Below are 24984 nucleotides of genomic sequence, written 5' to 3'. Positions count from 1 at the left end.
TTCTGAAGTACTGAAAAAAGTTACCAAGCTGCTTCGACCTCTAAAAAACCTACTATTGAACCGAAGTTTTCCGGTGTAAGATCGACAAATTGCAGACCGACACCTGTTGGAAATTCAGGCTTAAGGCGCTTGTCCTCGTAATTAATCCATGCAACACGTGCATCGCATGAGACTGTACTTTCCTCTTCACCCGGTATTGATAATTTCAACTTTACAATGTCATCAACATCGAATGGGCATGTTGTGCTAAGGAAGATCCCTCCTGTACTTAAATCTATGCTGTAGCCTGTAAGCAATTTACTTTGGTGGTCACCGTAGTAAACCCTTAGCTCCGCTTTGAGCCGAACGCTAGAACGTCTTTCAGGTGGTTCGCCATTATGCAAAGGCATTGTAGCATTCCTCATATTTGTGAAGATTGTCTTCTATTAAATCTAAGCTTGCACAAACAGTGAATTGCGAGAGAAGCAAAGATAAGCGTTTGTTATGAATTGAACAGGAAAGAAGGCCGTTTTCCTGCTGGCACATTTTTTATGGTTATGTTTTATTTTGAGCCCACCCCATTGCTTCTACCTCACTTTTAAAAATACGTATTTCTTTGTTTGTACCGTTCTGTATATTTCTAAACGACGCATAAATCCTTGCGAGGTTAAAGGCAGCGCCTGAACTGACAACAAGAGCAAGCTTGCTGTTGAATTTATACTGATCTGTTTTTGACGCGATTCGCCCAATCGTTTTCAAGCCCTTTGGCGTAAGCTTTATGCTTGTGATTTTACAAAAATTAGCAACTTCATTGTACTCTATGTATTCTGGATTTAATTGAATGTCTTTCTGATATTTTGTTATCGCTTCAATGAACTCTATATCAGCGGCATCACCTTCCCATGTTGTCACAATAAGCTTAGCTTCTTTATCAATAAAATGTTTGGCTGGCATATATTTTCAACCCATAGCTAAATTGTTTTTGATATGACCATCTAGCGGTTTTTATCTGCACCCATAAAAAAAGCCTATCTTCGATAGTGAAGATAGACGTTTAGGTATGCTTATCCCTAAACCCTCTTCGGTGGCTGGGCTGTCACAGTGTGACCCCTGGCTTTGCGTCACTAGGTCGCCCTAGCTTTGCTATTATCGGAGAGTAAACAGAATTTTATACTAGGTCATTCTGAGGGTTACGTCAAGGAGCACAGAATTAAGCAATAAAGTAGGGGGTTTTTATCCGCTCGCATTGTACTGAATGCACCAGATTGGCGAAAAAGCACAATTCCTACTGATCCTGACAAGCAGGAAGGGACACCTGCAGATAATCCAAGTGTTGCAATTCAATTTTGAGCCCGGCAACATTAAACACCCACCACTCGTTCCATAACTCATTGTTCCTAACGGCACCCGGCATGCACTTAAACGGGGGGCAAATTAAACAGAGGGCATAGTCATTTTTGACAATTTATTGTGATGATCCACAAAGGTTGACAATGCTAATAAATTATCAAGCGAAAGGTCTTCAAACTGTAAACCTACACCATATGGTATTTCCGGTTTCCGTTGATTTACAGCGAAGTTGGTCCACGCTACACTTGCTTCGCATGAAACTACTTTTTCTTGCCCTGGCAGAGGAAAGGTCACTTTAAATACTTCATTAAGGTCTAACACAAGATTTGTCTGGAGGTAAAGTCCACCAACACTTAAATCCTCACTCAGGCCAGAAAGAGCCATTTCATGGCATGGTTCATAGTGAACCGTTGTCGCAACTTTTACACGGCTGCCGAATGGTTTTATAATTGGCATCCCACAATCTTTAGTTATCAGCATCAATAAAAGCTCCTCCAAATTACTGACTAGTGCAGGATCAAACTAAGTCGAAAAGGACTCACACTAAGATCATTTTTGATATCGAACTTCGGTGATTCACCTTCGATAAAAAAGTGGGGGTTATTCACTATTGAAGCTATAACTTTGGTCAAATCTCCCCCGGCTATCTCTACACCGACGGTCTTTCGTCCACGCATCCAGGGAACCGAATATTCTTTCTGTAACTCAACTTTGAAACCATTCTGGTCACAAGCCTCAACGATGGCTTCAGCTAATTTGATCTCCATGGTCCTACTCCTCAATTTTTATTGATTTCATCAGACATAAATAAGGAACAAGCATTGCTCCATTGGAACATTATGACTTTTTGGTGTTTACTAAGAACAAAAGCTTGAAGAAAGCAATAGCAAGTAAATTGTGCATGAGAACAAGGGCTACAATTTCTAATTCTTGCTTTATTAAATAAGCAACTAGCCGTGTTTGCTCTTTTTGGTTTTTTTATTTCCCCCTTTCCTTTGTGATGTGCCGGTATGCATAGAAAGTTGAATATCACCTTGCTTTAAGGCGTGAAAAGCTGCTGACCCAGGTTTGATCCCGAGACTTTTGGCCATCGCTCCCCAGCCTTGCGGCTTTTGAGAACGATAGACCTTCAGAACCGTATCGAGCGACTGTCGTGACTGCTCTCCGAGCCACAAAACAACGGCCACCTCGGCCGGGCTTTCAACAGACCGAAAAACCGCTTCGACCTGGGACTTCGACGTACCGAACCGTACGCCCAGTTTTGTCTTGTAGCCACCAATATCGCCCTGCACAGAAACGTTGAGATCATGGATGTAGGCATTCATGTCTGCATGGGCCATAGCGGTAAACAGCAATATGAAACTGACAGCAACCAACAATGTACGAAAAACCATAAAACCCCCTTATTACCAACTTAAAATTATCACCCAATCTTCTACAGAAGATGACCAGTTCTTGTGTTCCCTGAATAACAGAGAACAAGGAAACGGGTTCATCTCCTCTGCAACCCGGCTATCCTGTAAATCAGGACCCATGGCTTTTCGTCACCAGGTCTATCTGGCTTTTCTCGATCGGAGCTATATCGTTATTGAAGAAAGTTTGGTTGATGGTCTTGAACTCAGTACGGCGATTCTTTGCCCAGGCAGATTCAGTCATCGCTGAGTCTGCTGGCAATTCCTCCCCGTAGGAGATCGTTTCAAAGCGATCCGATGCAACGCCCAGCGAAACAAGATAGTTTTTGACAACATGAGCACGTCGTTCGCCAAGGGCTAGATTGTATTCATCTGAACCGCGAGAATCACAATGGCCCTCGATACTTACCTTCAAGGCAGGAGAAGATTTCAATATTATTGCATTGGCATCCAAGACCCTTCGAGCCTTGGTGGTCAAGGTAAACTGGTCAAACGGAAAATATACGCGCTCCAGTCCAACGTTTATGACTGTTGTATTTTCCAGAACATCTGCGTCATCTACGTTCTGCGAGGCTTGCTTCTTTTGTACTGCCCCATTTTGTGCTTCGGCGTCTATGGGTTCCACTACAAGGTCTTTAGCGCATCCTGCAATTAAAACGACACAAAGCATGGTGACAACGGTTAAAAGTAGCATGATGAAATTTTTCATTGTTTCGACTCCTCACTGTTAAAATTAAGGCCCTCAGCTATTGATAAATACCCTCTTTTGTTTAAAAAACACCCCAGGGAACAGCAAAACCTGAAGGACAAGTTTTTTACAGGAGGCGAAAAAAACTTTAGAGCTGCCCCTGGGGTGAAGCTTGGCGAACTTTAAGAAGTTAAAGTCTTTGTAAGTGAGTCTTTGCATTAAAAAAAAGAAGCGCCCAATCTTCTGCCGAAGATGAGCGCTTCTTGTATTCCTTAGAATAGCGGATACTGAAGAAACGTGATTCATCTCTTCGGCAACCCGGCTATCCTGAATGCCAGGACCCGTGGCTTTGCGTCACCAGATCTCTCTGGCTTTGCCCGTTCGGAGAAACTCAACTGACCATCGACATAAGCGACGGACAGGTGCTTCATAGTTACCTTCATAAAAAAAGCGCCCGATCTTCTACCGAAGATGAGCGCTTCTTGTATTCCTTAGAACAGCGGAGACGGAAGAAACGTGATTCATCTCTTCGGCAACCCGGCTATCCTGAATGTCAGGATCCGTGGCTTTGCGTCACCAGATCTCTCTGGCTTTGCCCGTTCGGAGTCTATTTTAAAACTAAAGTACTATGTTTGAAGCAATTGCAGTATGTATGCACCAAATATCATTTGTAAAGTTTTTTTTTAAACTTCAACCGAAAAAAGTGCAAGGCACCTAATTTATTGTGTTTTAGATTTCTGTAACTCAAACACACCTGACCACACCTCTAGCATGGGCATGTAAAGCAGAACAGGTAAAGAATCTGCCGACCAATAGGTTGCCCAAGATACTCAGGCATAGGTTGAGGTCAAGGGAGAAAGGTTCTTTTTTATATTCCTACATTGTTCTGGGATACTCAGTTTGTCTGAAATGCAAATCATTACTAAACCTGCAATACAAGAAAAGCCCATTCCGGTGGTGGTAGGCTTGCCTATTGTATAGAGGTGAAATGCGAGAGATTAGGATTGCACCTCCGAGGCATCGAACTTTCTTAAGCCAAGTAAATCAACACAGAACGCGAACAAAGCAAAGCGATTATAAACCCATCGGGAAGAAAACCGCCTTCTGCAACACGCTGTTGAAGCCCCTCTCCCACTTTCCCACAACAGTAAACGCCATCATATCCTGAATGGCGATCATCTTACCGAAAATGCGCTCATAACTCAGGTTCTCTTCTTCACCGGGCTGGCTATTGGAGAGAAGCAGTAATTTTCCACCAGCGTCTCTGCTATTGCTCAAACGCCAGGCAATCACTTCGATATTTCGTGCCGAATTAAACAACAGCTGTTCATCCAGGGAGTCGAGCATGAATTGCTCTTCCTGCCAATCGTAAGAGCTTCGCACCATCCCCACCATCCCCGACATCAAGGCGAACACACGATCACCCCGGAACAACGGATCGAAAGCCAGGTTCAAAGCATCAGTCCCTTGTTGATAATTCAATTCAGCAAAGGATAAACGTCCGGAGGTGTCGAAAATCTGGGCCTGCCGTTGACCGACCGACATACCAGGCGCACGATCCAGCTGCGAGGGATTCCGTTTATAGAGCTTAACCAGCAACTCCCCCATGAGCCTATTTAACTCACGCAAGCTGCTATCGGCGATCATGTCAACATTGGTTTTAGCAAGAGAATCAAAGATAGAGGAGTCAACGGGATTGCGACACCCGGTCAGCAACAGGGAAGAGAACAATAAGAAGGGAACAAGTAGCCTCAATAATTGCAGGGGAAAGCGTGCAGATATTCGTTCAACGAAGAAGGTGAACACGAAAGTGGACTCTCAGGAACTCATGGAACTCATTGACTTCTTCAAACGAGAGCTTTAAACGCCCTTTCTCCATGTGGTTGAGCTTACTCAAGGTGATGTAGTTGCTTGGCTCGCGACCTGCCCGAATCTCATTCACCTGGCAGCGCAGGCGCAAATAAACCAGGAAGTTGTAGCTCGCGTCGAGATCATCGGCGAATTTACGCTTCAACACACCCTTGTCGACCAGGGACTGGATGCGCTCACGGGTACCGCCATTCATGATCCCTGCTTCCATGGCGAGGGCTTTCACTCCTTCGGTAATCGCGAAGATTCCAGCCTTTTTGATCTCTACCTGCCCTTTATGTTCTTCCCCTTGTTCAGCCTTGATGCCGCCAAAAAGACCAAGTGGAGGTTTGAAGCGATTCACGTTGGCAGCCGAATGGGTCAGGAACATCGAGCCTTTGCTGAAGTGCTCGGCAAGCCTCTGCTTCAGGGCTTTTTCAAGACTTATGTCACCATAAACAGTTCGAAGGTCGAAAAACATGCCGCTGTTGAGAATATTGTCCGGCAATGGCACCGAAAGCCAATCATCAAGAGCATCACACCAGCCGCTGAAGCTACGCCTCCAGAATGCATTCTTGGCCATAATGCCGCCGGGACAAGGAGGGACGCCGATCTCTATGAGTGAATCTATCAAAACTTCGGAGAAAGCCTCTATCCCAGCAATATCTTGCTCAGAAAGATCGTCAGCATAAACAATGGCATTATCCTGGTCAGTCGTAAGAGTCTGCTCCCGCCGCCCTTCGCTGCCCAGAACAATGAACGCAAATTTATCGGTAAGATCTCTAAATTGTCTGGCTCGCAGCAACTCTATGAGGCGCAGAAGCAGTTGATCGTTGAGGAGGGCAATCATCCTCACCAGTTCTCGGGGCGGCACTCCCGTTCCAACCAGATGAATAACCAGGTCCTGAATCTGGTTGTGGTAGAGCTTTAGCTCTTCAAGGGTCGCTGCCTGGTCGATATCACGCACCAACTTCTGTGGAGAGTGGGTTTGCAGACGCATGATATCAGTGACAGTGATGATTCCGGAGAGGCGGTTATCCTGGTCAACAACACAAATGCGATGGATATTATTCTTGGAAATACGATAAAGAGCTTCGAAGATAAAATCATTCTCACTGACCGTAAGCAGAGGAGCATTCATAATCTCACGTGCTGTAATCGTGCGGGGGTCAATAGCCTGGGCAACGACCTTGTTACGCAAATCACGATCCGTTAAAATTCCGGTCGGCTCATTGCCCTCACAGATAATCACACTGGAGATGCGCAGATCACGCATGATCTGGGCGACCTTCAGGACGCTATCTCCGGGCTCGCAAGTCGCTACATCACGACGACAATATTTTTTGATTTGTTGAAAGAGGATATTGTCTTCAGACATCCGAGAAGCCTTGCATCAAGGTTAAGGAAGAGGATCTCAGTCTGCGGCATTCACTGGGGAACACCATGTATTAATCTAACTGGGGAATCACAGGAGTGCAAGCAGAAACAGGAAAGTATCGTTCGACGTCGCTCTGAGCAGGGCTTTGATTTCAAAGGCTTTAAAACAAAAAAGTATTAACGCAGAGGGGCAAAGCCGCAGAGAAAAAACTTTAAATTTGGGAAAATATCTCATTGCCAACAGAAAAGGGTCGTCCCGTATCGGGACGACCCTTTTCTGTGTTCATGTATTTTGACCAACCGGTTTTAAACCGATTACTTGTACCCATCCATCTCATCAAACTGCAGGTACTGGTAAATCTCGTCTTTCTTAGGAGCAACCCTCTCCTTGTAAACAGCGAGGTACTCAGCCGGAGTTGGCAACTTACCCATCGTTGAGGTGACAGCACCGAGCTCAGCGGAGCCGAGATAAACCTGGGCACCGTTACCGATGCGGTCATCGAAGTTACGGGTACTGGTGGAGAACATGTTGACGCCATCAGGAACACGCGCCTGGTTGCCCATGCAGAGGGAGCAGCCAGCGATTTCCAGACGGGCACCCATGGCACTGAATACCGAGAAGACAGCCTCTTCTTTCAGCTTATCCTGATCCATACGGGTCGGAGGGCAGACCCAGGTGCGAACATTCGGGTTGAACTTCTCGCCGCGCCAGATCTCAGCAGCTGCGCGGAAATGACCGATGTTGGTCATACAGGAACCGAGGAAAATGTCCTGAATCGGGGTCCCCTGGATGTCGGAGAGAAGCTTGACATCATCAGGATCGTTCGGGCAAGCGAGAATCGGCTCGGTGATCTCGGACAGGTCGATTTCGATTACTGCAGCATACTCAGCGTTGGCATCGGCTTCGAGCAGCTTGGGATCCTTGAGCCATTCGTTGACGGCGTCAATGCGGCCCTGTAGTGTCTCTGGATCCTGATAACCTTCTTCGATCATCTTCTTCATCAGAGCAACGTTGGAGCGCAGGTAAGTACAGACACTCTCCTCGGAGAGCTTGATACAACCAGCGGCAGCGGAACGCTCAGCGGCAGCATCCGTGAGCTCGAATGCCTGCTCAACCGACAGGTTTGGCAGACCTTCCATCTCCAGGATACGACCGTTGAAGATGTTGACCTTGTTCTTCTTCGGAACAGTCAAGTGCCCCTGCTTGATGGCCCAGTAAGGGATGGCGTTGACAGCATCACGCAGGGTGATGCCTTCGTTAAACTCCCCCTTGAAGCGCACCAGAACCGACTCAGGCATATCAAGAGGCATAAAGCCGAGAGCACCGGCAAAGGCGATCAGGCCGGAACCGGCGGGGAAGCTGATGCCGATCGGAAAACGGGTGTGGGAGTCACCTCCGGTACCGACAGTGTCGGGAACCAGCAGACGGTTCAGCCAGCTGTGAATAACACCATCGCCCGGGCGCAAGGGAACACCGGCGCGATCGGAGATGAATTTCGGCAGGTTGGCGTGCATTTTCACGTCAGCCGGCTTCGGATAAGCAGCCGTGTGACAGAAGGACTGCATGACCATAGGAGATTTGAAGCGCAGGCAAGCCAGCTCCTTGATCTCATCAGCGGTCATTGGGCCCGTGGTGTCCTGGGAGCCAACAGTAGTCATGATCGGAGCGCAGGAAGAACCGGGCAGAACGCCATCAACGCCACAGGCGCGACCAACCATCTTCTGAGCCTGGGTGTAACCCTGGCCCGCTTTAGGAGTTGGGTTAGCAGCCTGGGCAAAGATATCCGTCTCGCCCATGCCCAGAGCTTCGCGAGCTTGCTTGGTTACGGCACAGCCGATAATCAGTGGAATCCGGCCACCGGCACGGAACTCGTCAGCAACCGTATCCGGCTTAATCTCGAAGGTGGAGACAACATCACCAGCTTCGTTGGTGACTTCACCTTTTGCGGTATTGATGGTGATCACATCACCCATGTTCAGATTGGAAACGTCCATCCGTAGTGGCAGAGTGCCGGAATCTTGTGCAGTATTGAAGAAGATCGGGGCGATAACACCACCGATGATTACGCCACCACGACGCTTGTTGGGAACGGCCGGGATATCATCACCGATGCACCAGAGCACGCTGTTACAAGCCGACTTGCGGGATGAACCTGTACCAACAACATCACCGACGAAAGCCACCTGGTGGCCTTCAGCACGCCACTTGGCGATCTCTTCGATACCACCTGGGAAACGGGTTTTACCCATGGCAAGGGCGTGCAATGGAATGTCAGGACGGCTCCAGGCGTCACCGGCAGGAGAGAAATCATCCGTGTTGATTTCACCTTCAACCTTGAAGACTTTGACCTTAATGATTTCGGCCAGGACCGGCTTATTGGTAAACCATTCAGCAGCAGCCCAGCTTTCAACAACCTTTTTCGCCGCAGCGTTGCTCTTGGACAGTTCAATGACCTGATCCGCAGCATCATATACGTAGGTCATGCCGGAGAGTGCAGCAGCAGCCTCATCAGCCAAAGCAGAATCACTCAAAGCACCGATCAGCGGTTGAACATTGTAACCACCGATCATGGTGCCGAGGATCTGAACAGCACGCTTTTTGTCAATCAGGGGAGAACTCTTCGCGCCGGTCAGGATCTCGGCCAGGAAACCGGCCTTGACTTCAGCAGCAGGATCAACGCCGGGCGAAACACGCTCGGTGAAAAGATTCATCAGGAACTCTTCTTTGCCTGCAGGCGGATTCTGCAGCAGGTCACAGAGGCCGGTAGTTTGCTCAGGGGTCAGCGGCAACGCAGGAATCCCCTGGGCATTACGTTCTTTTTCATGCATCAAGTAAGCTTCAATCATCTTCTCTCTCCTTCATCAAGTTGTTAGCAGCGAAAGATCGCCACCGAATATAAAGTGCTCGTTCTTATGAAATTTTAGGGTATAGCTGAGCTGAAACCTGCATACTGTATACGATTTCCACCCCTCCGTCAACGCACAAACCACCCTCATTTACCTCTTATTCAACAGATAATTTCACCACAATTTTCTTTCGTTTAGTCACAATAAAAAACGCAAAACTGAGACACCGGCAGCGTGACATATTCTGACAACACATAGTGTTTTACTCAAAATCACAGACGAAGGAGGTCAAAATGTTTGAGATCATTATGTTGTTTGCTTTTCTATTGGCAGCGACCAGTCAATTGTTTCCCCGTAAGCATGCCAACAACAGGGTCACCGCCAGGAAAACAGCCCAAGGTAAAAAGAAGCGACGTGAACCATTGCACCGATCTGCCAAAAGGTCAGAACTAAACCGGGGAAATGCAAAACGCCGGACCCGTGATTATGTATTTGCCGCATAACCGGTTCCGGCGTTGGAATTTTGAGAAAAGGGTTTACGTATCACACTGCTCTTCATCGTGAGCAGAAGAGAGTCAACTCAAAGGGGGGAGGCTGAAGATGGAGACTTGTATGAAATGACAGATGACTCCAACAGGGTCAGGACTTGCCCATTGGCCGCTGTCTTCTCATCAGAACCGAACCGTCACCACTGTTAAAAATGACTTTACGACCCTGATGACCACCGAGATCTTTAGCAACCACCGAAATACCGAGGGCTTCCAGGGTTTCCAGGGCAAAATCGATATTCCGTTGCCCAACGGCCAGGAGACCGTCCGTTTTTTCCCACATGGAGGCGCCGCCAAAGACCTTGGCAATCAGTTTATCGCCCGGGTTGGAATGTGCACGGACCTTTTCATACAACTTGGCAATCGCGATATTGCCGTACTTGGGAGTCGGCAGCCCCTCACCGTTCCAGAGTGGCAAAAGGTAGTGGTTAATGCCACCGAGCTGCGAGGTTTGATTCCACAGGCAGACGGCAACACAGGAGCCGAGCACCGTTGTGATCAAATGAGGCTTGCGGTGCACGAAAAGCGTGCCCGGATAAAGGTAGTGGCGTGCTGGAGAGAGAGTCTCTACTGTACCTGTGGTCTGGCTCATCATAAGTCTAGAACGTCTCTACCTCGTCATCAGACTCATCAAAGAGAAAAAAATTACCGTCTTTAGCGTGCACAGCGACTTCCACATCGGGTCTCGGCAGGGAGAGCACAAAACGACAGCCGTTACCGGGTTGGCTGTCCAGATCCAGAGTCCCACCGAGCAGCTCGGCAAGCGACCAGCAAATGCTCAAACCAAGGCCGTGACCTCTGTGCCCCTTGGTGGTACCGACATCAAGTTGTTTGAAGCGGTCAAAGATGACTTCCTGATCAACAGGATTAATCCCCGGGCCATTATCGATCACAGTAACGGTCAATCCGGAGCGGGTCTCCTTGATATCAACATTAATCGTTCCGCCATTGTGATTGAACTCAACAGCATTGGCGAGCAGGTTGATGAGGACAGCTTCAAACTTCTGTGCGTCGCTCGGGAAGATCAGGTCCTCGGGAACCGACTGTGTAATTTCGATTTCTTTTTCCGAGATGCGATAGGCCAGCTTGTCAATACAGCCCGTCAGGATGCTGACTATCTCAACCATCGCATAAGAAATTTCAGCCTCACCGGCTTCAAGCTCGGCAGCCATAAAAACATTCTGCAGCTGGAAATCGAGATTAAAAGCTTCCGCATAAATCATGCAGATCGTTTTCCGACAGACGGCAGGATCACAATCTTGGTCAAAAAACTGACCGGACAAGCCCATGATCGCGGAGAGGGGGTTATTAATTTCGTTGCGGATATTTGAAAGAAACTGACTCTTCAAGGCCTCGGAGTCCTTCAATTTCTCGTTCATCGACTCCAGCTTGCGCGTCATCGCGCGCATGTCGTTGAGAGCATTGTGGTTCGATTCAAAACGCTGCCGAATTTCCTCGATCAGCTCTTCGTCGCTTGGCTTTTTCATCTTCTGGTCCTAGTTTTGGGTTGTTAAATCATTTCTGCAGGCGGTAGAGCCGCAAAGCTTCATCGGCCAGATCATCCAAGGGCAGGACCTTGTCTGTCCCGCCGTGCTTAATCGCTTCCTGCGGCATACCAAATACGACACAACTTGCTTCATCTTGTGCCAGGTTAATGGCCCCGGAATTCTTCATTTCCTTCATACCACGGGCACCATCATCGCCCATCCCGGTCATAATGACACCAATGGCATTCTGTCCCGCATAGCGACCGACGGAACGAAATAAAACGTCAACCGAAGGTCGATGCCGACAGACCAGGGGGCCGTCCTTGATCACGACATGATAACGGGTTCCACTGCGTTTCAGCATCATGTGCATGTTGCCGGGAGCGATCAGCGCGCGACCTGGGATCACGGTGTCACCATCGGCGGCTTCTTTGACAGAAATACGGCAAATGCCGTTCAGGCGTTTTGCAAAAGCAGCCGTAAAATGCTGCGGCATGTGCTGGACAATCACAATACCGGGTGCATCATAGGGCATACCCTGCAAGAAAACCCGCAGGGCCTCGGTGCCACCGGTTGAAGCACCAACAGCAATGATCTTTTCTGTCGTACGAAAGTTTTCTGTATGCCTAGGTTGGCTGAGCATAACATCCGCCGTCAGCTTCGGTTCAGGGTCATTCACCAGGCTGGAGAGACGTCTGACCCGGGCTCGTGCGGCGGCCTTGACGGCATCACAGATGATAACGTTGCTATCTTCGAGGAACTGCTTGGCACCCATTTTCGGTTTATTGATGATCTCAACAGCACCGTATTGCAGGGCTTTCATCGTCACTTCTGCGCCCTTTTCCGTCAAGCTTGAGCACATGACGACCGGAATCGGGTCCTGGGCCATGATTTGCTTGAGAAAAGAGAGCCCATCCATACGTGGCATCTCGACATCAAGGGTGATGACATCGGGACGCTGACGGCGGATTTTATCAGTGGCGATCAAGGGGTCTGCAGCAGTACCCATGACCTCGATTTCTGGATCAGCGGACAGAATCTCGGTCAGAGCCTGTCGTACGACAGCAGAATCATCCACAATCAGGACACGAATCGGTCCAGCCATACTTACTCCTAAAAAGTGGTCTTACCCGCAGCAAATTTCTTTCAGGACGCTATGAAACAAGAGAATCGAGAGTCACAACTCCCTGTCGTTCAGAAACAAACATATCCCTGACGAGCAAGCCCTTTTACTGGCACACTATTGTGTCGTCAGCGAAAGGTTCATCTTCATTATCAACCGTCGGCACTTTACAAGAGCATGAGAAACAGCAAAAACAGGGGCATTACCAGCATTGGTTTACAACGAACGTGCCAATAGATGGCAGAAGTGAGATATTTCAATCAAAGTTTCAAAACAAGGCAACGACATGAGCCACCTGGATCAGACGAGAGGGTCATTTCCAATGAGGCAGAACGGACGGTAGCCACAGCTTCACAGTCGTACCCCTATCAAGAGAGCTTTGATAGATCGCGCCACCGCCATGCCCTTCCATAATATTCATAATAATCGGAACACCCAGGCCAACGCCAAAGTTTTTGGTGCTGAACATCGGCTCAAAGATGCGTGACATAACCTCTTCACTCATCCCTACCCCGGTGTCACACACGTTAATTTCACAGCGTCCATCGGCAGCCATGGTGATAATCTCCAGGGATTTATCAACCACAGAGGCCTCATCCATAGCCTGCAGGGCGTTGGTAATCACATTCACCATAACCCTGCGTAATCGCTCGCTGTCAACCAAAGCAACAGCCTTAGAATTAAGCAACCAATGACAGTTAACGTCAGAAGGGAAACTGAGCTCATCAAGGAGTTCTGCAAGCCATTCATCAATCGCAACGGCTTCTTTTTCAATTGTACGCTGGCGGGAGAAATCAAGAAGATCACTGATAATACTGTCACAACGTTCAACATTCCTCTCTGCCAGTTGCAGAGGTCTGGCCAGATGAGGAAAATCATCCCCTGGCAAGGCATCCTTGAGGAGATAAAGGGAATTTGCAACAGTACCAAGGGGATTACGTATTTCGTGGCTGACAGTGGCCGTCAGCTGCCCCAGAACCGCGAGTCTTTCTTTCTGGACCAACTCTTGTTGGGTTTTCTCCAACTGTTCAGTCCGTTGCCTGACAAGGTCTTCCAGCTGATGGCGGTATCGTTCCAGCTCTTTCTCCGCCGCTTTACGGTCTGAAACATCTTGAACCATGGAGATAACACCGATGATCTCGCCAGAGAGATCATTTACGGGGGTATTGTACCATTCACAGATAATGGTTTTCCCTGCCTTGGTCAGGTTATCGTTGACACTGTGAGCGGACGTGTCGCCCGACATCAGTCTGGGCCACAGGGCTAGCATTTCGCCGCGCAGCTCTTCTGCAACAATGGTATCCAATGGCGAGCACCCGACCATTTCCTCCTCTGTAAAACCAAAGATCGCTTCGGCCGCAGGGTTCCACATGTTGACCGTAAATTCAGGTGACCAGAAAATGCAGCCAATCGGCATGCGATTAATGAGCAGGAGCAGGCTTTCATTCGCCTCCCGGAGTTTTTCGGCCGCTTCTTTGCGATCAGAAATATCACGAACAGTCGCAATGATGCGACTCTGGTTACCGATCATCGCTCTGCGCAGGTTGACATCGGTCCAGAAATACTCGCCTGTCGCTTTACGCGAGTGCCATTCAAAAGCACAGCTGCCATGTTCTCTTGCAAACTGCAATTTGAGTTTGGCCGCTTCCATGCTGTAGGGACCCTCGCCCTGGCTGATCGCTTCCATACCGCCGACAAGAGCGGCCTCGTAGGTCGTGTTATGCATTTTCAGCATCGATTGATTCACGTCCAGGACCTGGCCTGTTTCTGAATCGTGGATAAAGATGGCATCGCTGGTTGCGTTAAAAATCTCCCTGTAATTTTGTTCACTGCGGCTCAAATCATCCAGCAGTTCCTTCTGCTCTGTGACATCAATCATAACCCCGAGCAGGCGGACGGGACGACAGTCCTCAACAACCACTGTGACCAGATCGCGGATCCAGACAATCCGGCCGTCAGCAGCGATCATGCGATATTCAAAGTCATGATCTTCATGCTTTTCTGACATCAACTGGCAGTAGGATTTCGCCTGGGCCAGATCCTCGGCATGTGTCTTCTGTTCCCAGAAGGACTCTACTTCATACCAGTCCTGCAAGGGATAACCGAGAATAGTCTCTGCCTGTTTACTGACAAACAAGAAACGAAACGAAGGATATTCCATCTCCCAGACAATGCCATCGATCGAGTTGACCAGATCACGAAAGCGCTGTTCATTGGTGACGATTGACTCCTCACGCATTTTGATGGCGTGAGTCATGCTCGCAATCTGATTGGCGAGTTCATCGATCTCAACAAACCCCGAGGGACGAAAGCGGAAATCATAAAGTCCATCTGCAATCAGCTTGGTACGGTCACCCAAGGCAATCAAAGGTGTCATCAGACGCTGAACATTGAAGAGAGCAATAATGCTGGCCAGAGAGACAGCAATGACCATAAAAAAGATAAGCAAGTCGCGAATATCATTGATCGGAGCCAGGATGAAATGCATATCAAGGCCAACCCAAACAACCCAGCCCGAGGTCAAAACCGGGCTGACGCTCTCAAGGTTATGCAATGGCCCTTGTTTGAATTCGCGGGTCGACTCAACACCCTCCATGGCCGAGACAACAGCAGGGTGGCCACCGAAGTTAAGCCGCTGCATAGCCTTTTTTGTAACATTATGAGCGACCAGGGTACCGCCCTGGTCAATGATCGAAACTTCAATACCGGCACTAGAGTATCTTTGCAGTAATTTTCCAAGGCTGCTCAAACGGATATTCCCGAGCAGAAAGCCTCCAGGCATTGGCACCCCAAGGGTCACAGAGGGTTCACCTGTCACCAGGGAGACAAAAGTATTACTCCAGACTGGCATTTTTAAATCTTCGCCAGACCGAAAAAGCTGATGGCCGGAAAAATCCAGGCCAATGAAGTCTTCACTTCGTGCCAGCAATTTAGGCAACACGCCGAGGCTAACCACTCTATACTGATCATCAAGCAGGTAAATGGACTCAAAGAAGCGGGAGTTACGAACCATGTTGGCAAGAAAATCATCAGCGCGGCCTGGCTGTAAAATCTCTTTTGTAGAAAGGACCTGCTCAACGTGCCGCAAGTCCGATCGGACTTCCAGAAGGAAGGAATCCACCTCGTCAGCGATGCTTCTGGCTTGCGTAGCATTGCGCTCACGCACACCATCAAGCTGATGACTGGAAATCAGTTGAATAGTGAACAGACCAAAGAGGAGAACAGGAACAGCGGCAACCACCAGGAAGTTAACAGTTAAAGCGCGTTTCAGTGAGAATAGAAAAGACATGTTTGTTGATGAGCCCATCGGCCAGAACAAGGGAAGCGCCTGCAGGATTTGAGGGAGTACAGACGCTTGTCAATAATCAATTAATGTTTAACCACCGCTGGAGAATCGTTTTGAAGTTTGTCGATAAAGCCGAACATCTCTTTCAAGCGAAAGGGTTTGCGCAGGATGTCGATGGCACCTGCCTTAAGAGCGGTATCCAGAAGAGTCGCTTCACTGAACCCCGTCATCATCACAACCTTGGCCGAAGGACAAAAACTCCGGATTTCTGCCAGGCTCTCTACACCATTTTTACCGGGAAGTTTGATATCCATAAAAGCGATATCGTAGCAGAGGCTACGATATTTACGGATGGCCTCCTCACCTGTACGTGCGATATCCACGTGACAGTCACGAACACCCAAAGCAATCATCAGGCTCTCCGCAAAATCCGGGTCGTCTTCAACAATCAGCACTTTTACGTTTTCATGGGACATCAAGCACCTCACTAAACCGAAAATTATTCTCATTATATATATCATAGAAGAAGCTTATCCGCTAGCAAGACAAGTGATTAACATGGAAGAAAAGCCCAGATTTTGTTTGTTTAGCAAAGAAAAGCCGGACAGCAGTGCTGTCCGGCTTTTAAACTGTAACCGCGACCTTGTACAAACGATCAGCAAGTGTGTGTGGGGGGGGGCTCAGTGACAGTCTTTTCCTATAGCTGCTCAGGCCGGGCAGACCATACGCACGACGGCCAGCAACTGGTCCGGATTGAATGGCTTGGTGATCCACCCCGAAGCCCCCGCGGCTTTGCCGGCACTCTTTTTCTCGGGCTGGGATTCGCTGGTCAACATGATAATCGGCATAAAACGATTACCAGGCTTTTGTCTGACTTCCTTAATCAGGCCTATGCCATCCATATTCGGCATATTCAAATCAGTTACAAGCATATCAACGGAGTCACCGCTAAGCTTTTTCAGTGCATCAGCACCATCAACGGCCTCAACGACCTCGTACCCAGCCGAAACCAGAGTCGCCTGCAACACTTTGCGCACGGTGGCCGAATCGTCTACTGCCATGACACGTTTTCCCATAACTTTACTCCTCAAAAAATCCATCCAAAAGCACCTAAGAATCAAGTCTCTGACAAGTACATGTATCAATAAGCATGCCAGAACATTACAGAGTCATTTTTTTCTTTTTAACAAAACAAAAACAAGCAGTTAAAGAAAATAACCAATTAACAGGCGATCAACATCAAGCGGAACTGTGCCAGTTACACCGGTTGTCATGTCACACTGCTGTATACCGGCTTGACATGTGCTCATGAACAGATAATAGACCGACCGATTCATTTCACCACAGAGTCAAGGAGATCAAAGAGACGAGCGAAAGGCATGATTCTTTTTCTGCCTCTTAGCTTTAAACATTGCTTTGAGTGTCTGTGATTATAAAAACAGCAAGGCCACCCACAAGTGAAGGTGGCCTTGCTGTTTTGTCCTACCATTAAAAACCGACGGAATGAACAACCTCGCCGCAAGCAGCGGGGCATCAGTACGATCATTTTTATCTCTTCGCGGCAAGCAGCGGGGGAATTTAACCCTCTTAAGATTCAAGGGTCTCCAGAGAAATGGGCATTCTCAACAGTGATGCAGCTACCATAGAATAAGGGCCCGGAGCGTTTATTCTCCCCGGGCCCCTCCTGGTGACTTTGTCAAGTTTTGAGTTCAGGCCTCTGCAAGCTCTTCGTCAACAGCATGCTCGGCCGCATCCTGAACCCAGGCAAACTCATCGCTATTAAAAATCTTGTCAATATTCAACAGAATCATAAACTGCTCATCAACCTTGCCCATACCATTGATGAACTCGGTTTTAAGGCGTGTGCCGAGCCGCGGTGCTGGCTCAATCTGGTCGGAGCGAATATCCAGAACCTCACGAACGGCGTCGGCCAAGGCACCAACGGTGATCACTTCACCATCAATCTGAACGTCAACCACGATAATGCAGGTATCCTCTGTGTCTGCGCCGGCAGTCAACCCCAACTTCAAGCGCATATCGACCACGGGTACCACTTGGCCACGCAGGTTGATCACACCAAGCAGATACTCAGGTGTTTGCGGCACCTTGGTGACCGGCGTCTGGCTCAAAATCTCCCGCGTTCGAGAGACCACAACACCAAACAACTCTTCACCGAGGATGAAAGTCACGTATTGTTGGCTACTTACAGTATTTGAGTCCTCCACAGAAGCCTCCATTAATAGGTCTCGAATTCGTTGTCTATATCGTCATGACTGCCACGACCGACCTCACCATTGGCGTTTTCAAGCCGGGGTATTTCCTTAGCGGGGCGGTCAAACAACGGAGCACTCCCCGATGAAGCTATGGGCCCACTTCGGCGTGCAAGCTGCTGGCTCGGAACATCAAAATCCTTGACTTTAAAAAAGGCCATCATGTCTTTTAATTGATCACTCTGACTGGTCAATTCTTCAGAGGTAGATGCCATCTCTTCGGTCGCAGCAGCATTTTGCTGAATAACCTTGTCCAACTGCTGAATACTACTGTTGATCTGGTCAGCACCAGCATCCTGCTCACGGCTGGCCGCTGCGATTTCCTGAACAAGCTCCGAAGTTTTTTGAATACTCGGCACAATACTGTCGAGCATTGACCCGGCACTCTCGGCAACCTCCACACTGGAGACTGACAAACTGTTGATCTCACCCGCAGCCGTCTGGCTGCGTTCTGCCAACTTACGAACCTCAGCAGCAACAACGGCAAAACCTTTACCGTGCTCACCCGCACGAGCAGCCTCAATCGCTGCGTTCAGAGCCAACAGGTTCGTTTGGCGGGCTATCTCCTCGATGATCACAATTTTGTTGGCGATCTCCTTCATTGCAGCAACCGTATCAGCAACGGCCGCACCACCCTGCTCGGCCTCTTGTGCCGCCTTGACGGCAATTTTCTCTGTCTGCATCGCGTTGTCTGTGTTCTGGCGAATATTGGCTGACATCTCCTCGATCGAACTGGAAGCCTCTTCTGCAGAAGCCGACTGTTCTGTGGCGCCTTGAGACATCTCCTGACTTGCCGAAGCCAGAGCCTGACTTCCGGAGGCAACATTACCCGTAGCGACCATGACCTGCTGGATAACATCATTTAAAACTTCGGTCATGGTTTGCAAAGCCTTACCCAGCTGGTCATTCTCAGAAGCAAGTCGCACATCAACCGTGAGATCTCCATCGGCGATAGCCCCTGCCAGTTGGGCTTTTTGTTCCAGACCGTCGGCCATGGCATTCAAGGCATCAGAAAGTTGGCCAACTTCGTCATTAAGGTCAGTATCCAAACGCTCAGAAAGATCCCCAAGGCGGATTGTTTCAGCAAGTTGTGCAGCATTCGTAATCGGAACGACAACTTTGCGCGCAACGATATAAACCACTAGCGCAGCAATACCCATGATAACAAGAGCCAGAAACGAATTAATGTTTCTGATCCTAATGGCCGGTGCATTGAGCTCTTCGGTACCTACACCCACTGCCAAGGTCCAACCCAGGTCATCATCCTGCGCCAGGTAAGCAAACTTTTCCAGGCCCTTATAGCTATACAGGTGTGCGCCGTTTCTTTTGGCAAGCATCTGTGGACCAAACTCCAGGCTAGCCATATTGGTTTTCAGAATCTGTTGCGGATCCGGATGGGCAACAACAACGCCATCTTTGTTAAACATAAAGGCATAGCCCGTCTTGCCGAGTTTGACACTCCCTGCAAACAAGCTATTGAAATAGTCCATGTCTACGAAACCGCACAGAACACCTTCAACAGCTTCTCCCTTAAGCACCGGGCTGGCAATGGCAAAGATTGGACGAGCTGTCTGATTGCTCTGGAAAACCTGGGAGACAAAAAGATTTCCGGATAGCGCCTCTTTGAAATAGTTCTTGCCATCCAGCGTCTCGACATCAATCAGAGCCGGGCTAGAGGCGGCAATAACATTACCAGTCTTGTCGAGCAGGAGGATATCCGAGTAGTACCCATATTCTTCCTTTAATCGTACCAGCTCAGCCGTTGCGCCCTTTCGAGCAGCCTTGCCCAGGAAAGAGTCTTGCACCGAAGACTGGTAGACCTTCTGCTTGCTCCAGTTGCTCACATCCAGGCGGCGGTCCTTGACCCAGAAGGACATTGACTTGACCGTTGACTCAACAATCTGGGTGACTTGCTTTTCTACAGTTTCCCGCAAGGCATCTTTCGCCATGGTATAGGAGAAAAAAGTCAGACCGGCCATGCCCACGATAATCACCGTAAGGATGGAAAAAAGGAACTTGTGCATCAATTTTCGTTTAACTGTAACCGCCATCCAGAAACTCCTTTATCGAGTCGGCACGTCATCATCTTTTTTGTATTACACCCGCACGCTTTCAGACGTGCAGGTGCATGTTATGATTCAGACAATGTCTAAAAACTACTCAATCACATTGCTGGCAGAACTCAGGATTTCGAAAGGAATTTCTGCACCAATAGCCCTTGCGATCTGCATGTTAACATAGAGTTTGCCGTCCTTGTTCTTAACAACCGGAATGCTCTTTGGAGAGACCCCATCAAGAATCTGCAATGCTGTAGTGGCGGCGTAAAAACCCTGCTCTTCCGGGATTTTGGTAAAACCAAGCATAGCGTAAGGGGCCATATGCTCGTCGGTTGCCCCTGAGGGAACTTTGGTGTTAGCCGTAACAAAGGCCGCTGCTTCGTCCTCATTCCAGCCATCGAGGCCAGCAGTATTGCCGACAATCAGGGTATCCACCTGCCCCTGCAGCTGCGCGAAACCCTGCTTCCAGTCTGCCATGTCTTTGGCGTAGTAGTTGACCGTGTCGATGCCGAGAACCGCCTTGTAGTTATCTGCTTCTTTGTGCGTGGTCAGGACATCAGCAGCGATGTAGCCGATCTTCTCGCCAGGGGCATACTGCTTCAACTGTTCTAACAGTTCCTTGACCGGAGCAACCTCAACCATGCCAGTCACGTTACTGTAGGGCATTCCGTAAACAGAAGCGTCCCAGTTGACACCACAGAAAACGAATGGTAGATCGACATTTTGATAATAAGGCATGATCAGGAATTTGGCAGCATTGTCATCAGCAGAAATCACGACATCGGGATTGAATCCCTCGATAACTGATTTGACTTTCAGCGCTGCAGATTTTTTGAAATCATCACTTTTGTTGCGCTTGGTGTCCATGCGCACCACCTGCAGTTCAATATCCTTACCTTCAAGACCGGTATTAACGCCATTGAGGACACCATCACTCCAGGCGTAACCTTCATGGTAGGAATCGATAAACAGAACCTTCTTGGTTGCCGCAAAAGCTGACACTGCGACCATCGACACAAGAATCATTACTGCAACAGACATGACAAATCTTTTCATTTCTTACTCCTTTGTTGGAACCCTGTACATAAGGGTTTAGTTAATTATGGATATCACAACCCTGATCGCACATTCAGAGGGTCTGCATCCCGTAAGGCTGGATTTTGTTTTAAATCTCATAACTTTCAGGTCGGCTTAATCCAATGGATAGATGGGTATTTCAATCATCTCAGCCGAAAGCACTTTATGTGGGCAATGCCTCGAACCCAAAGACGCATACCCTGATTGGCAGACCATCTACTTCAATTAATGAGCCAACAATTACGGACGACCTACTCTGAAAAGAGGAAAAACATAAAAAATCTATCATTTCAAAAAGTTACAACACCGTTCTAGCAAGCATTAATTACAACCAACAATTTCAGGACCAATCGTCGGACTGAAACCTGACAAAGGTACCCTCAAGAAACAACTTTGGCACATGTCGTGGCACACATTGCCTCAGCGTTGACACACCGAGAAGAAATTCTCAAATCATCGTTATAAAGAATAAAAAAATGCCCGACTGGATTATTATCCGTCGGGCATTCCTGATGATTTTGTTTGCGAGAAGTCTGGTTTATCACACAAACCAGAATGTCAATACTCAGGGTGCACTCTTGCATCCCTGTTTACGCAACTGCACTTCACTGATCCACCTCTCCAGAGTTTCCAAGGAAAGTGGCTTCTGCTCAACGGAGCAACCGAGAGCGGCCGCTTTCTTCATATCTATCCGGGTGGTATCACCACTCATCAAAAGGATGTTCCTGGGCTCACCTTTGCAGCCGTGCTTAATCAGACTTTCAATAAAATCGAGGCCGTTCATACTAGGCAGATTGTAATCGATCAGAAGAGCGTCAGTACAAGGTGTACTCTGCTGACATAAGCAGTACGCCTGGACATCGCACTCGACCGGTGCGGCGAAGGTAAATACTTCATGCCCCATGTCTTGCAGATGCCATCGAAACGTATTCCGAATACTTTCTTCGTCGTCTATAATGACAATTTTCAGTTTCATCAATGAACCTTTTGGGTCAGATATAAAACGAGAAACCCCGTTAGAGGACAGGCTCAATATAACGCTCTATCAAAAAGAACACAGGAGTGTTGATTGCCCCGCCCCCCCCTGATTGTCTTCCAGAACCTGAAATCATGCCTCTACGGGCTCTTCCTCAGCAGCAGTCTCTGCTGCATCCTGAACCCAGGCAAACTCATCGCTATTGAAAACCTTGTCGATGTTCAACAGAATCATAAACTGCTCATCGACCTTGCCCATACCATTAATAAACTCTGTGTTTAGGCGGGTACCAAGCCGTGGTGGTGGCTCAATCTGGTCGGAGCGAATATCCAGGACCTCACGAACCGCGTCGGCCAGGGCACCAACGGTGATCACTTCACCATCAACCTGAACGTCAACCACTATGATACAGGTGTCCTCTGTCTCTGCGCCGGCAGGCAAACCGAGTTTCAGGCGCATATCAACGACAGGCACCACCTGGCCACGCAGGTTGATCACACCCAGCAGATACTCAGGTGTTTGCGGCACACTGGTAACCGGGGTCAGGCTCAGGATCTCCCGTGTGCGAGAAACTTCGACACCAAAGAGCTCTTCACCGAGGCTGAAGGTTACATACTGCTGGCTGCTGACTGTGTTGTTCTCTTCCATTGCAGCCTCCTTAGAAAGTTTCAAATTCGTTGTCGAGAGAGTCACGTTTACCGGTCGCCTCAAAAACGTCCCCATCAGGTTGACGGGTTTGTTTGAACTGAGGTTCGGCGACATGGGCGATCTTCACTTGTGAAGGACGCTTGCTAGCAGAGTTCTCACTGCGCTGAAACCTTTGACCATGAGTACCATCATCAACAGAGAAGAAAGCGATCATTTCAGCCAACTGCTCTGATTGGCTGGAAAGCTCCTCCGCAGTGCTCGCCATCTCTTCAGAAGCGGACGCGTTTTGTTGAATGACGGTATCAAGCTGTTGAATACTCTTGGCGATCTGGTCGGCACCGGCATCCTGCTCGCGACTGGAGGCGCTGATCTCCTGGACCAGCTCAGCTGTTTTCTGGATATTCGGCACCAGGGCGGAAAGGACGGTTCCTGCTTTCTCTGCGACCTCTACACTATTGGTTGACAGTTCGTTGATCTCACCGGCAGCTTTCTGGCTGCGCTCCGCAAGTTTACGAACCTCGGCGGCAACAACAGCAAAACCTTTACCATGCTCACCTGCACGGGCCGCTTCAATGGCAGCATTTAGTGCCAGCAGGTTGGTCTGACGAGCGATCTCTTCGATAATCATGATCTTGCCGGCAATTTCCTTCATGGCGCCAACGGTTTCAATGACCGCGTCGCCACCTTCACGGGCATCACCGGAAGACTGGGTGGCTATCTTTTCAGTCTGCATGGCGTTATCAGCATTCTGGCGGATATTGGCAGTCATCTGCTCAACGCTGGAAGAAGCCTCTTCAGCCGCGGCGGCCTGCTCACTTGCACCCTGAGACATTTCTTCACTCGAAGCACTCATGGCCTGCGAGCCTGAAGCAACGTTCTCGATAGAAAGCTTGACGTTATTAATGACGTCTTTAAGCTTTTCAACCATATTGCCCAGCGAGTGAATCAGAACATCCTTGTCAGAACGCGCCTTGATCTGCACCTGCAGATTACCATCGGCAACTTTGCCGGCCATTGCAGCAACTTCCTGGCTAGAGACAACCATGTCCCGCATTGCCGCAAGCAACTGTCCGGTTTCATCTTTGCTCACCTGATCAATTTTGACCGTCAGGTCACCGACAGCAAGGGCACGCGCAGTGTCAACAGCAACAGTCAGTGGTTTAACAATACTCCGGGTGATCAAGACAGTCACCAGTACACCGATCACCAGCGCAGCAAAACCAATAATGAGTTGCAGAGTTTTGACCTGACTGGACGCCTGCATAATGTTGCTGACCTGAGCATTGATCTCTTCAACCTGGTGACCACGCAAAGTAGCGACCATGCCTGTGAGTTTCTGAGCGTCAGCATCAAACTCTTGCATCACGGCATTGCCTGCCTCCTGGCCCTCATCAATATAAGCCCTGGTCATGCGTTGTGCAGTCTCAAACATCTCATCCATAGAAGCGACGAGCTGATCAGCTGCACGTAATGCCGTAGCATCATTTTCCTCACGATACATATCCTTGAACTTGTCGGCACCAGCAAGAAATTCCTGGTAATGGCTTTTCGCCTCTTCAAGAACAGCAATGTCCTTGGTTGCCGATGCATCCGTCGCAAACTGCTGAACCTGCAGAGCGTTAACAACCATGCGATCTGCCAGCAAGGTAAAAGGCAAGCTCTCTGTACTTAAATATTCTGTATTGTATTCAACTTTACTGAGCGACCAGAAGGTAACAACCATGGTCGTGATCATCAAAACCAGGATCAAACCAAATCCCAGGCTCATTCTTGTTCCGACTTTTAAATCTTGGGGCTGTCCTAGATAACTGAATTTCGTCTAGGATAGCAGTATGCGTAAAAGTCGTTTAAGTGAGTCCAAACAACAACGCTTAATTGAGCTCTTTATTTCAGGGTCAACGGCCCGAACAGCCGCTGCCCTGGTTGATGTTAACAAGAACACTGCAGCCTACTATTTTCACCGGTTGCGCCAGTTGATTCATCAGGCCGTAGAAGACGAAACTCTCTTCGC

23 protein-coding genes and 3 riboswitches are annotated in these 24984 nt (G+C 48.7%); of the genes, 2 read left to right on the top strand and 21 right to left on the bottom strand.

The features are described 5' to 3' along the window. Positions 1–20: 20 nt before the first annotated feature. The 9 genes from P9J64_00115 to P9J64_00075 all read right to left on the bottom strand — a co-directional run bounded on the left by P9J64_00115 (position 21) and on the right by P9J64_00075 (position 9501). A complete protein-coding gene (locus tag P9J64_00115; protein MDG5466718.1) occupies positions 21–389 on the bottom strand; it encodes a PilZ domain-containing protein in 369 nt (122 codons plus the stop codon). 145 nt (positions 390–534) lie between these two features. Beyond that, a complete protein-coding gene (locus P9J64_00110) occupies positions 535–933 on the bottom strand; it encodes a hypothetical protein (GenBank protein ID MDG5466717.1) in 399 nt (132 codons plus the stop codon). A gap of 126 nt (positions 934–1059) precedes the next feature. Then, a riboswitch (cyclic di-GMP riboswitch) is annotated at positions 1060–1134 on the bottom strand. 279 nt (positions 1135–1413) lie between these two features. Beyond that, positions 1414–1809 (bottom strand): PilZ domain-containing protein, encoded by a 396-nt coding sequence (locus tag P9J64_00105; GenBank protein ID MDG5466716.1) that lies wholly within the window; start codon positions 1807–1809, stop codon positions 1414–1416. Between the two features lie 26 nt (positions 1810–1835). Then, entirely contained in the window at positions 1836–2096 is a 261-nt protein-coding gene (locus tag P9J64_00100) for a hypothetical protein (protein ID MDG5466715.1), read from the bottom strand. Positions 2097–2279: 183 nt separating this feature from the next. Continuing rightward, entirely contained in the window at positions 2280–2723 is a 444-nt protein-coding gene (locus P9J64_00095; protein MDG5466714.1) for a hypothetical protein, read from the bottom strand. A 130-nt stretch (positions 2724–2853) separates the two neighbouring features. After that, entirely contained in the window at positions 2854–3450 is a 597-nt protein-coding gene (gene pal, locus P9J64_00090) for a peptidoglycan-associated lipoprotein Pal (protein MDG5466713.1), read from the bottom strand. Positions 3451–3738: 288 nt separating this feature from the next. Then, positions 3739–3817: riboswitch (cyclic di-GMP riboswitch) on the bottom strand. Positions 3818–3957: 140 nt separating this feature from the next. Next, a riboswitch (cyclic di-GMP riboswitch) is annotated at positions 3958–4036 on the bottom strand. A gap of 467 nt (positions 4037–4503) precedes the next feature. Beyond that, the gene (locus P9J64_00085) at positions 4504–5160 is read right to left on the bottom strand and encodes a hypothetical protein (GenBank protein MDG5466712.1); all 657 of its coding nucleotides are present in this window, start codon (positions 5158–5160) and stop codon (positions 4504–4506) included. Between the two features lie 55 nt (positions 5161–5215). Further along, the gene (locus P9J64_00080; protein MDG5466711.1) at positions 5216–6655 is read right to left on the bottom strand and encodes a putative nucleotidyltransferase substrate binding domain-containing protein; all 1440 of its coding nucleotides are present in this window, start codon (positions 6653–6655) and stop codon (positions 5216–5218) included. 314 nt (positions 6656–6969) lie between these two features. Continuing rightward, positions 6970–9501, bottom strand: coding sequence for a bifunctional aconitate hydratase 2/2-methylisocitrate dehydratase (locus P9J64_00075; GenBank protein MDG5466710.1), 2532 nt, complete (start codon positions 9499–9501; stop codon positions 6970–6972). A 293-nt stretch (positions 9502–9794) separates the two neighbouring features. Between P9J64_00075 and P9J64_00070 the strand changes: the two genes are divergently transcribed. After that, positions 9795–10004, top strand: a complete 210-nt coding sequence (locus tag P9J64_00070) for a hypothetical protein (GenBank protein MDG5466709.1) — start codon at positions 9795–9797, stop codon at positions 10002–10004. Between the two features lie 136 nt (positions 10005–10140). Here P9J64_00070 and P9J64_00065 read toward each other — a convergent pair whose 3' ends face one another. The 12 genes from P9J64_00065 to P9J64_00010 form a co-directional block, all read right to left on the bottom strand. Continuing rightward, positions 10141–10644 (bottom strand): chemotaxis protein CheD, encoded by a 504-nt coding sequence (locus tag P9J64_00065; protein MDG5466708.1) that lies wholly within the window; start codon positions 10642–10644, stop codon positions 10141–10143. Positions 10645–10648: 4 nt separating this feature from the next. Continuing rightward, entirely contained in the window at positions 10649–11536 is an 888-nt protein-coding gene (locus P9J64_00060) for a HAMP domain-containing sensor histidine kinase (GenBank protein MDG5466707.1), read from the bottom strand. A 28-nt stretch (positions 11537–11564) separates the two neighbouring features. Beyond that, a complete protein-coding gene (locus P9J64_00055) occupies positions 11565–12641 on the bottom strand; it encodes a chemotaxis response regulator protein-glutamate methylesterase (protein ID MDG5466706.1) in 1077 nt (358 codons plus the stop codon). A gap of 331 nt (positions 12642–12972) precedes the next feature. Next, on the bottom strand, positions 12973–15948 hold the full coding sequence (locus P9J64_00050) for a PAS domain S-box protein (protein ID MDG5466705.1): 2976 nt from the start codon (positions 15946–15948) through the stop codon (positions 12973–12975). An 80-nt stretch (positions 15949–16028) separates the two neighbouring features. Next, on the bottom strand, positions 16029–16421 hold the full coding sequence (locus tag P9J64_00045) for a response regulator (protein ID MDG5466704.1): 393 nt from the start codon (positions 16419–16421) through the stop codon (positions 16029–16031). A 231-nt stretch (positions 16422–16652) separates the two neighbouring features. Next, positions 16653–17021 (bottom strand): response regulator, encoded by a 369-nt coding sequence (locus tag P9J64_00040; GenBank protein ID MDG5466703.1) that lies wholly within the window; start codon positions 17019–17021, stop codon positions 16653–16655. 633 nt (positions 17022–17654) lie between these two features. Beyond that, a complete protein-coding gene (locus P9J64_00035; GenBank protein MDG5466702.1) occupies positions 17655–18182 on the bottom strand; it encodes a chemotaxis protein CheW in 528 nt (175 codons plus the stop codon). After that, positions 18182–20266: a methyl-accepting chemotaxis protein gene (locus P9J64_00030; protein ID MDG5466701.1), complete on the bottom strand. Its 2085-nt coding sequence runs from the start codon at positions 20264–20266 to the stop codon at positions 18182–18184. The genes P9J64_00035 and P9J64_00030 overlap by 1 nt, the downstream gene beginning before the upstream one ends. Before the next feature lie 105 nt (positions 20267–20371). After that, positions 20372–21328, bottom strand: coding sequence for an ABC transporter substrate binding protein (locus P9J64_00025; protein MDG5466700.1), 957 nt, complete (start codon positions 21326–21328; stop codon positions 20372–20374). A 586-nt stretch (positions 21329–21914) separates the two neighbouring features. Beyond that, the gene (locus tag P9J64_00020) at positions 21915–22325 is read right to left on the bottom strand and encodes a response regulator (protein ID MDG5466699.1); all 411 of its coding nucleotides are present in this window, start codon (positions 22323–22325) and stop codon (positions 21915–21917) included. 132 nt (positions 22326–22457) lie between these two features. Continuing rightward, positions 22458–22973, bottom strand: a complete 516-nt coding sequence (locus tag P9J64_00015) for a chemotaxis protein CheW (protein ID MDG5466698.1) — start codon at positions 22971–22973, stop codon at positions 22458–22460. A 10-nt stretch (positions 22974–22983) separates the two neighbouring features. Then, positions 22984–24741 carry a methyl-accepting chemotaxis protein gene (locus tag P9J64_00010; GenBank protein MDG5466697.1) on the bottom strand — a complete coding sequence of 586 codons (1758 nt, stop codon included), beginning with the start codon at positions 24739–24741 and terminating at the stop codon, positions 22984–22986. 64 nt (positions 24742–24805) lie between these two features. Here P9J64_00010 and P9J64_00005 point away from each other — a divergent pair. Further along, on the top strand, positions 24806–24984 hold a 179-nt coding region (locus P9J64_00005; protein MDG5466696.1), incomplete at its 3' end, for an IS1595 family transposase.

It is taken from the genome of Deltaproteobacteria bacterium IMCC39524 (assembly GCA_029667085.1).
Taxonomy (GTDB): Bacteria; Desulfobacterota; Desulfuromonadia; order Desulfuromonadales; family BM103; genus M0040.
This window is presented reverse-complemented; position numbering and strand designations above follow the sequence as displayed.

Bases quoted from the DNA above. Each gene is read 5' to 3' on its own strand.
- P9J64_00115 (MDG5466718.1), bottom strand. From the start codon at position 389: ATGCCTTTGCATAATGGCGAACCACCTGAAAGACGTTCTAGCGTTCGG.
- P9J64_00110 (MDG5466717.1), bottom strand. From the start codon at position 933: ATGCCAGCCAAACATTTTATTGATAAAGAAGCTAAGCTTATTGTGACA.
- P9J64_00105 (MDG5466716.1), bottom strand. From the start codon at position 1,809: ATGCTGATAACTAAAGATTGTGGGATGCCAATTATAAAACCATTCGGC.
- P9J64_00100 (MDG5466715.1), bottom strand. From the start codon at position 2,096: ATGGAGATCAAATTAGCTGAAGCCATCGTTGAGGCTTGTGACCAGAAT.
- P9J64_00095 (MDG5466714.1), bottom strand. From the start codon at position 2,723: ATGGTTTTTCGTACATTGTTGGTTGCTGTCAGTTTCATATTGCTGTTT.
- pal (MDG5466713.1), bottom strand. From the start codon at position 3,450: ATGAAAAATTTCATCATGCTACTTTTAACCGTTGTCACCATGCTTTGT.
- P9J64_00080 (MDG5466711.1), bottom strand. From the start codon at position 6,655: ATGTCTGAAGACAATATCCTCTTTCAACAAATCAAAAAATATTGTCGT.
- P9J64_00075 (MDG5466710.1), bottom strand. From the start codon at position 9,501: ATGATTGAAGCTTACTTGATGCATGAAAAAGAACGTAATGCCCAGGGG.
- P9J64_00070 (MDG5466709.1), top strand. From the start codon at position 9,795: ATGTTTGAGATCATTATGTTGTTTGCTTTTCTATTGGCAGCGACCAGT.
- P9J64_00065 (MDG5466708.1), bottom strand. From the start codon at position 10,644: ATGATGAGCCAGACCACAGGTACAGTAGAGACTCTCTCTCCAGCACGC.
- P9J64_00060 (MDG5466707.1), bottom strand. From the start codon at position 11,536: ATGAAAAAGCCAAGCGACGAAGAGCTGATCGAGGAAATTCGGCAGCGT.
- P9J64_00055 (MDG5466706.1), bottom strand. From the start codon at position 12,641: ATGGCTGGACCGATTCGTGTCCTGATTGTGGATGATTCTGCTGTCGTA.
- P9J64_00050 (MDG5466705.1), bottom strand. From the start codon at position 15,948: ATGTCTTTTCTATTCTCACTGAAACGCGCTTTAACTGTTAACTTCCTG.
- P9J64_00045 (MDG5466704.1), bottom strand. From the start codon at position 16,421: ATGTCCCATGAAAACGTAAAAGTGCTGATTGTTGAAGACGACCCGGAT.
- P9J64_00040 (MDG5466703.1), bottom strand. From the start codon at position 17,021: ATGGGAAAACGTGTCATGGCAGTAGACGATTCGGCCACCGTGCGCAAA.
- P9J64_00035 (MDG5466702.1), bottom strand. From the start codon at position 18,182: ATGGAGGCTTCTGTGGAGGACTCAAATACTGTAAGTAGCCAACAATAC.
- P9J64_00030 (MDG5466701.1), bottom strand. From the start codon at position 20,266: ATGGCGGTTACAGTTAAACGAAAATTGATGCACAAGTTCCTTTTTTCC.
- P9J64_00025 (MDG5466700.1), bottom strand. From the start codon at position 21,328: ATGAAAAGATTTGTCATGTCTGTTGCAGTAATGATTCTTGTGTCGATG.
- P9J64_00020 (MDG5466699.1), bottom strand. From the start codon at position 22,325: ATGAAACTGAAAATTGTCATTATAGACGACGAAGAAAGTATTCGGAAT.
- P9J64_00015 (MDG5466698.1), bottom strand. From the start codon at position 22,973: ATGGAAGAGAACAACACAGTCAGCAGCCAGCAGTATGTAACCTTCAGC.
- P9J64_00010 (MDG5466697.1), bottom strand. From the start codon at position 24,741: ATGAGCCTGGGATTTGGTTTGATCCTGGTTTTGATGATCACGACCATG.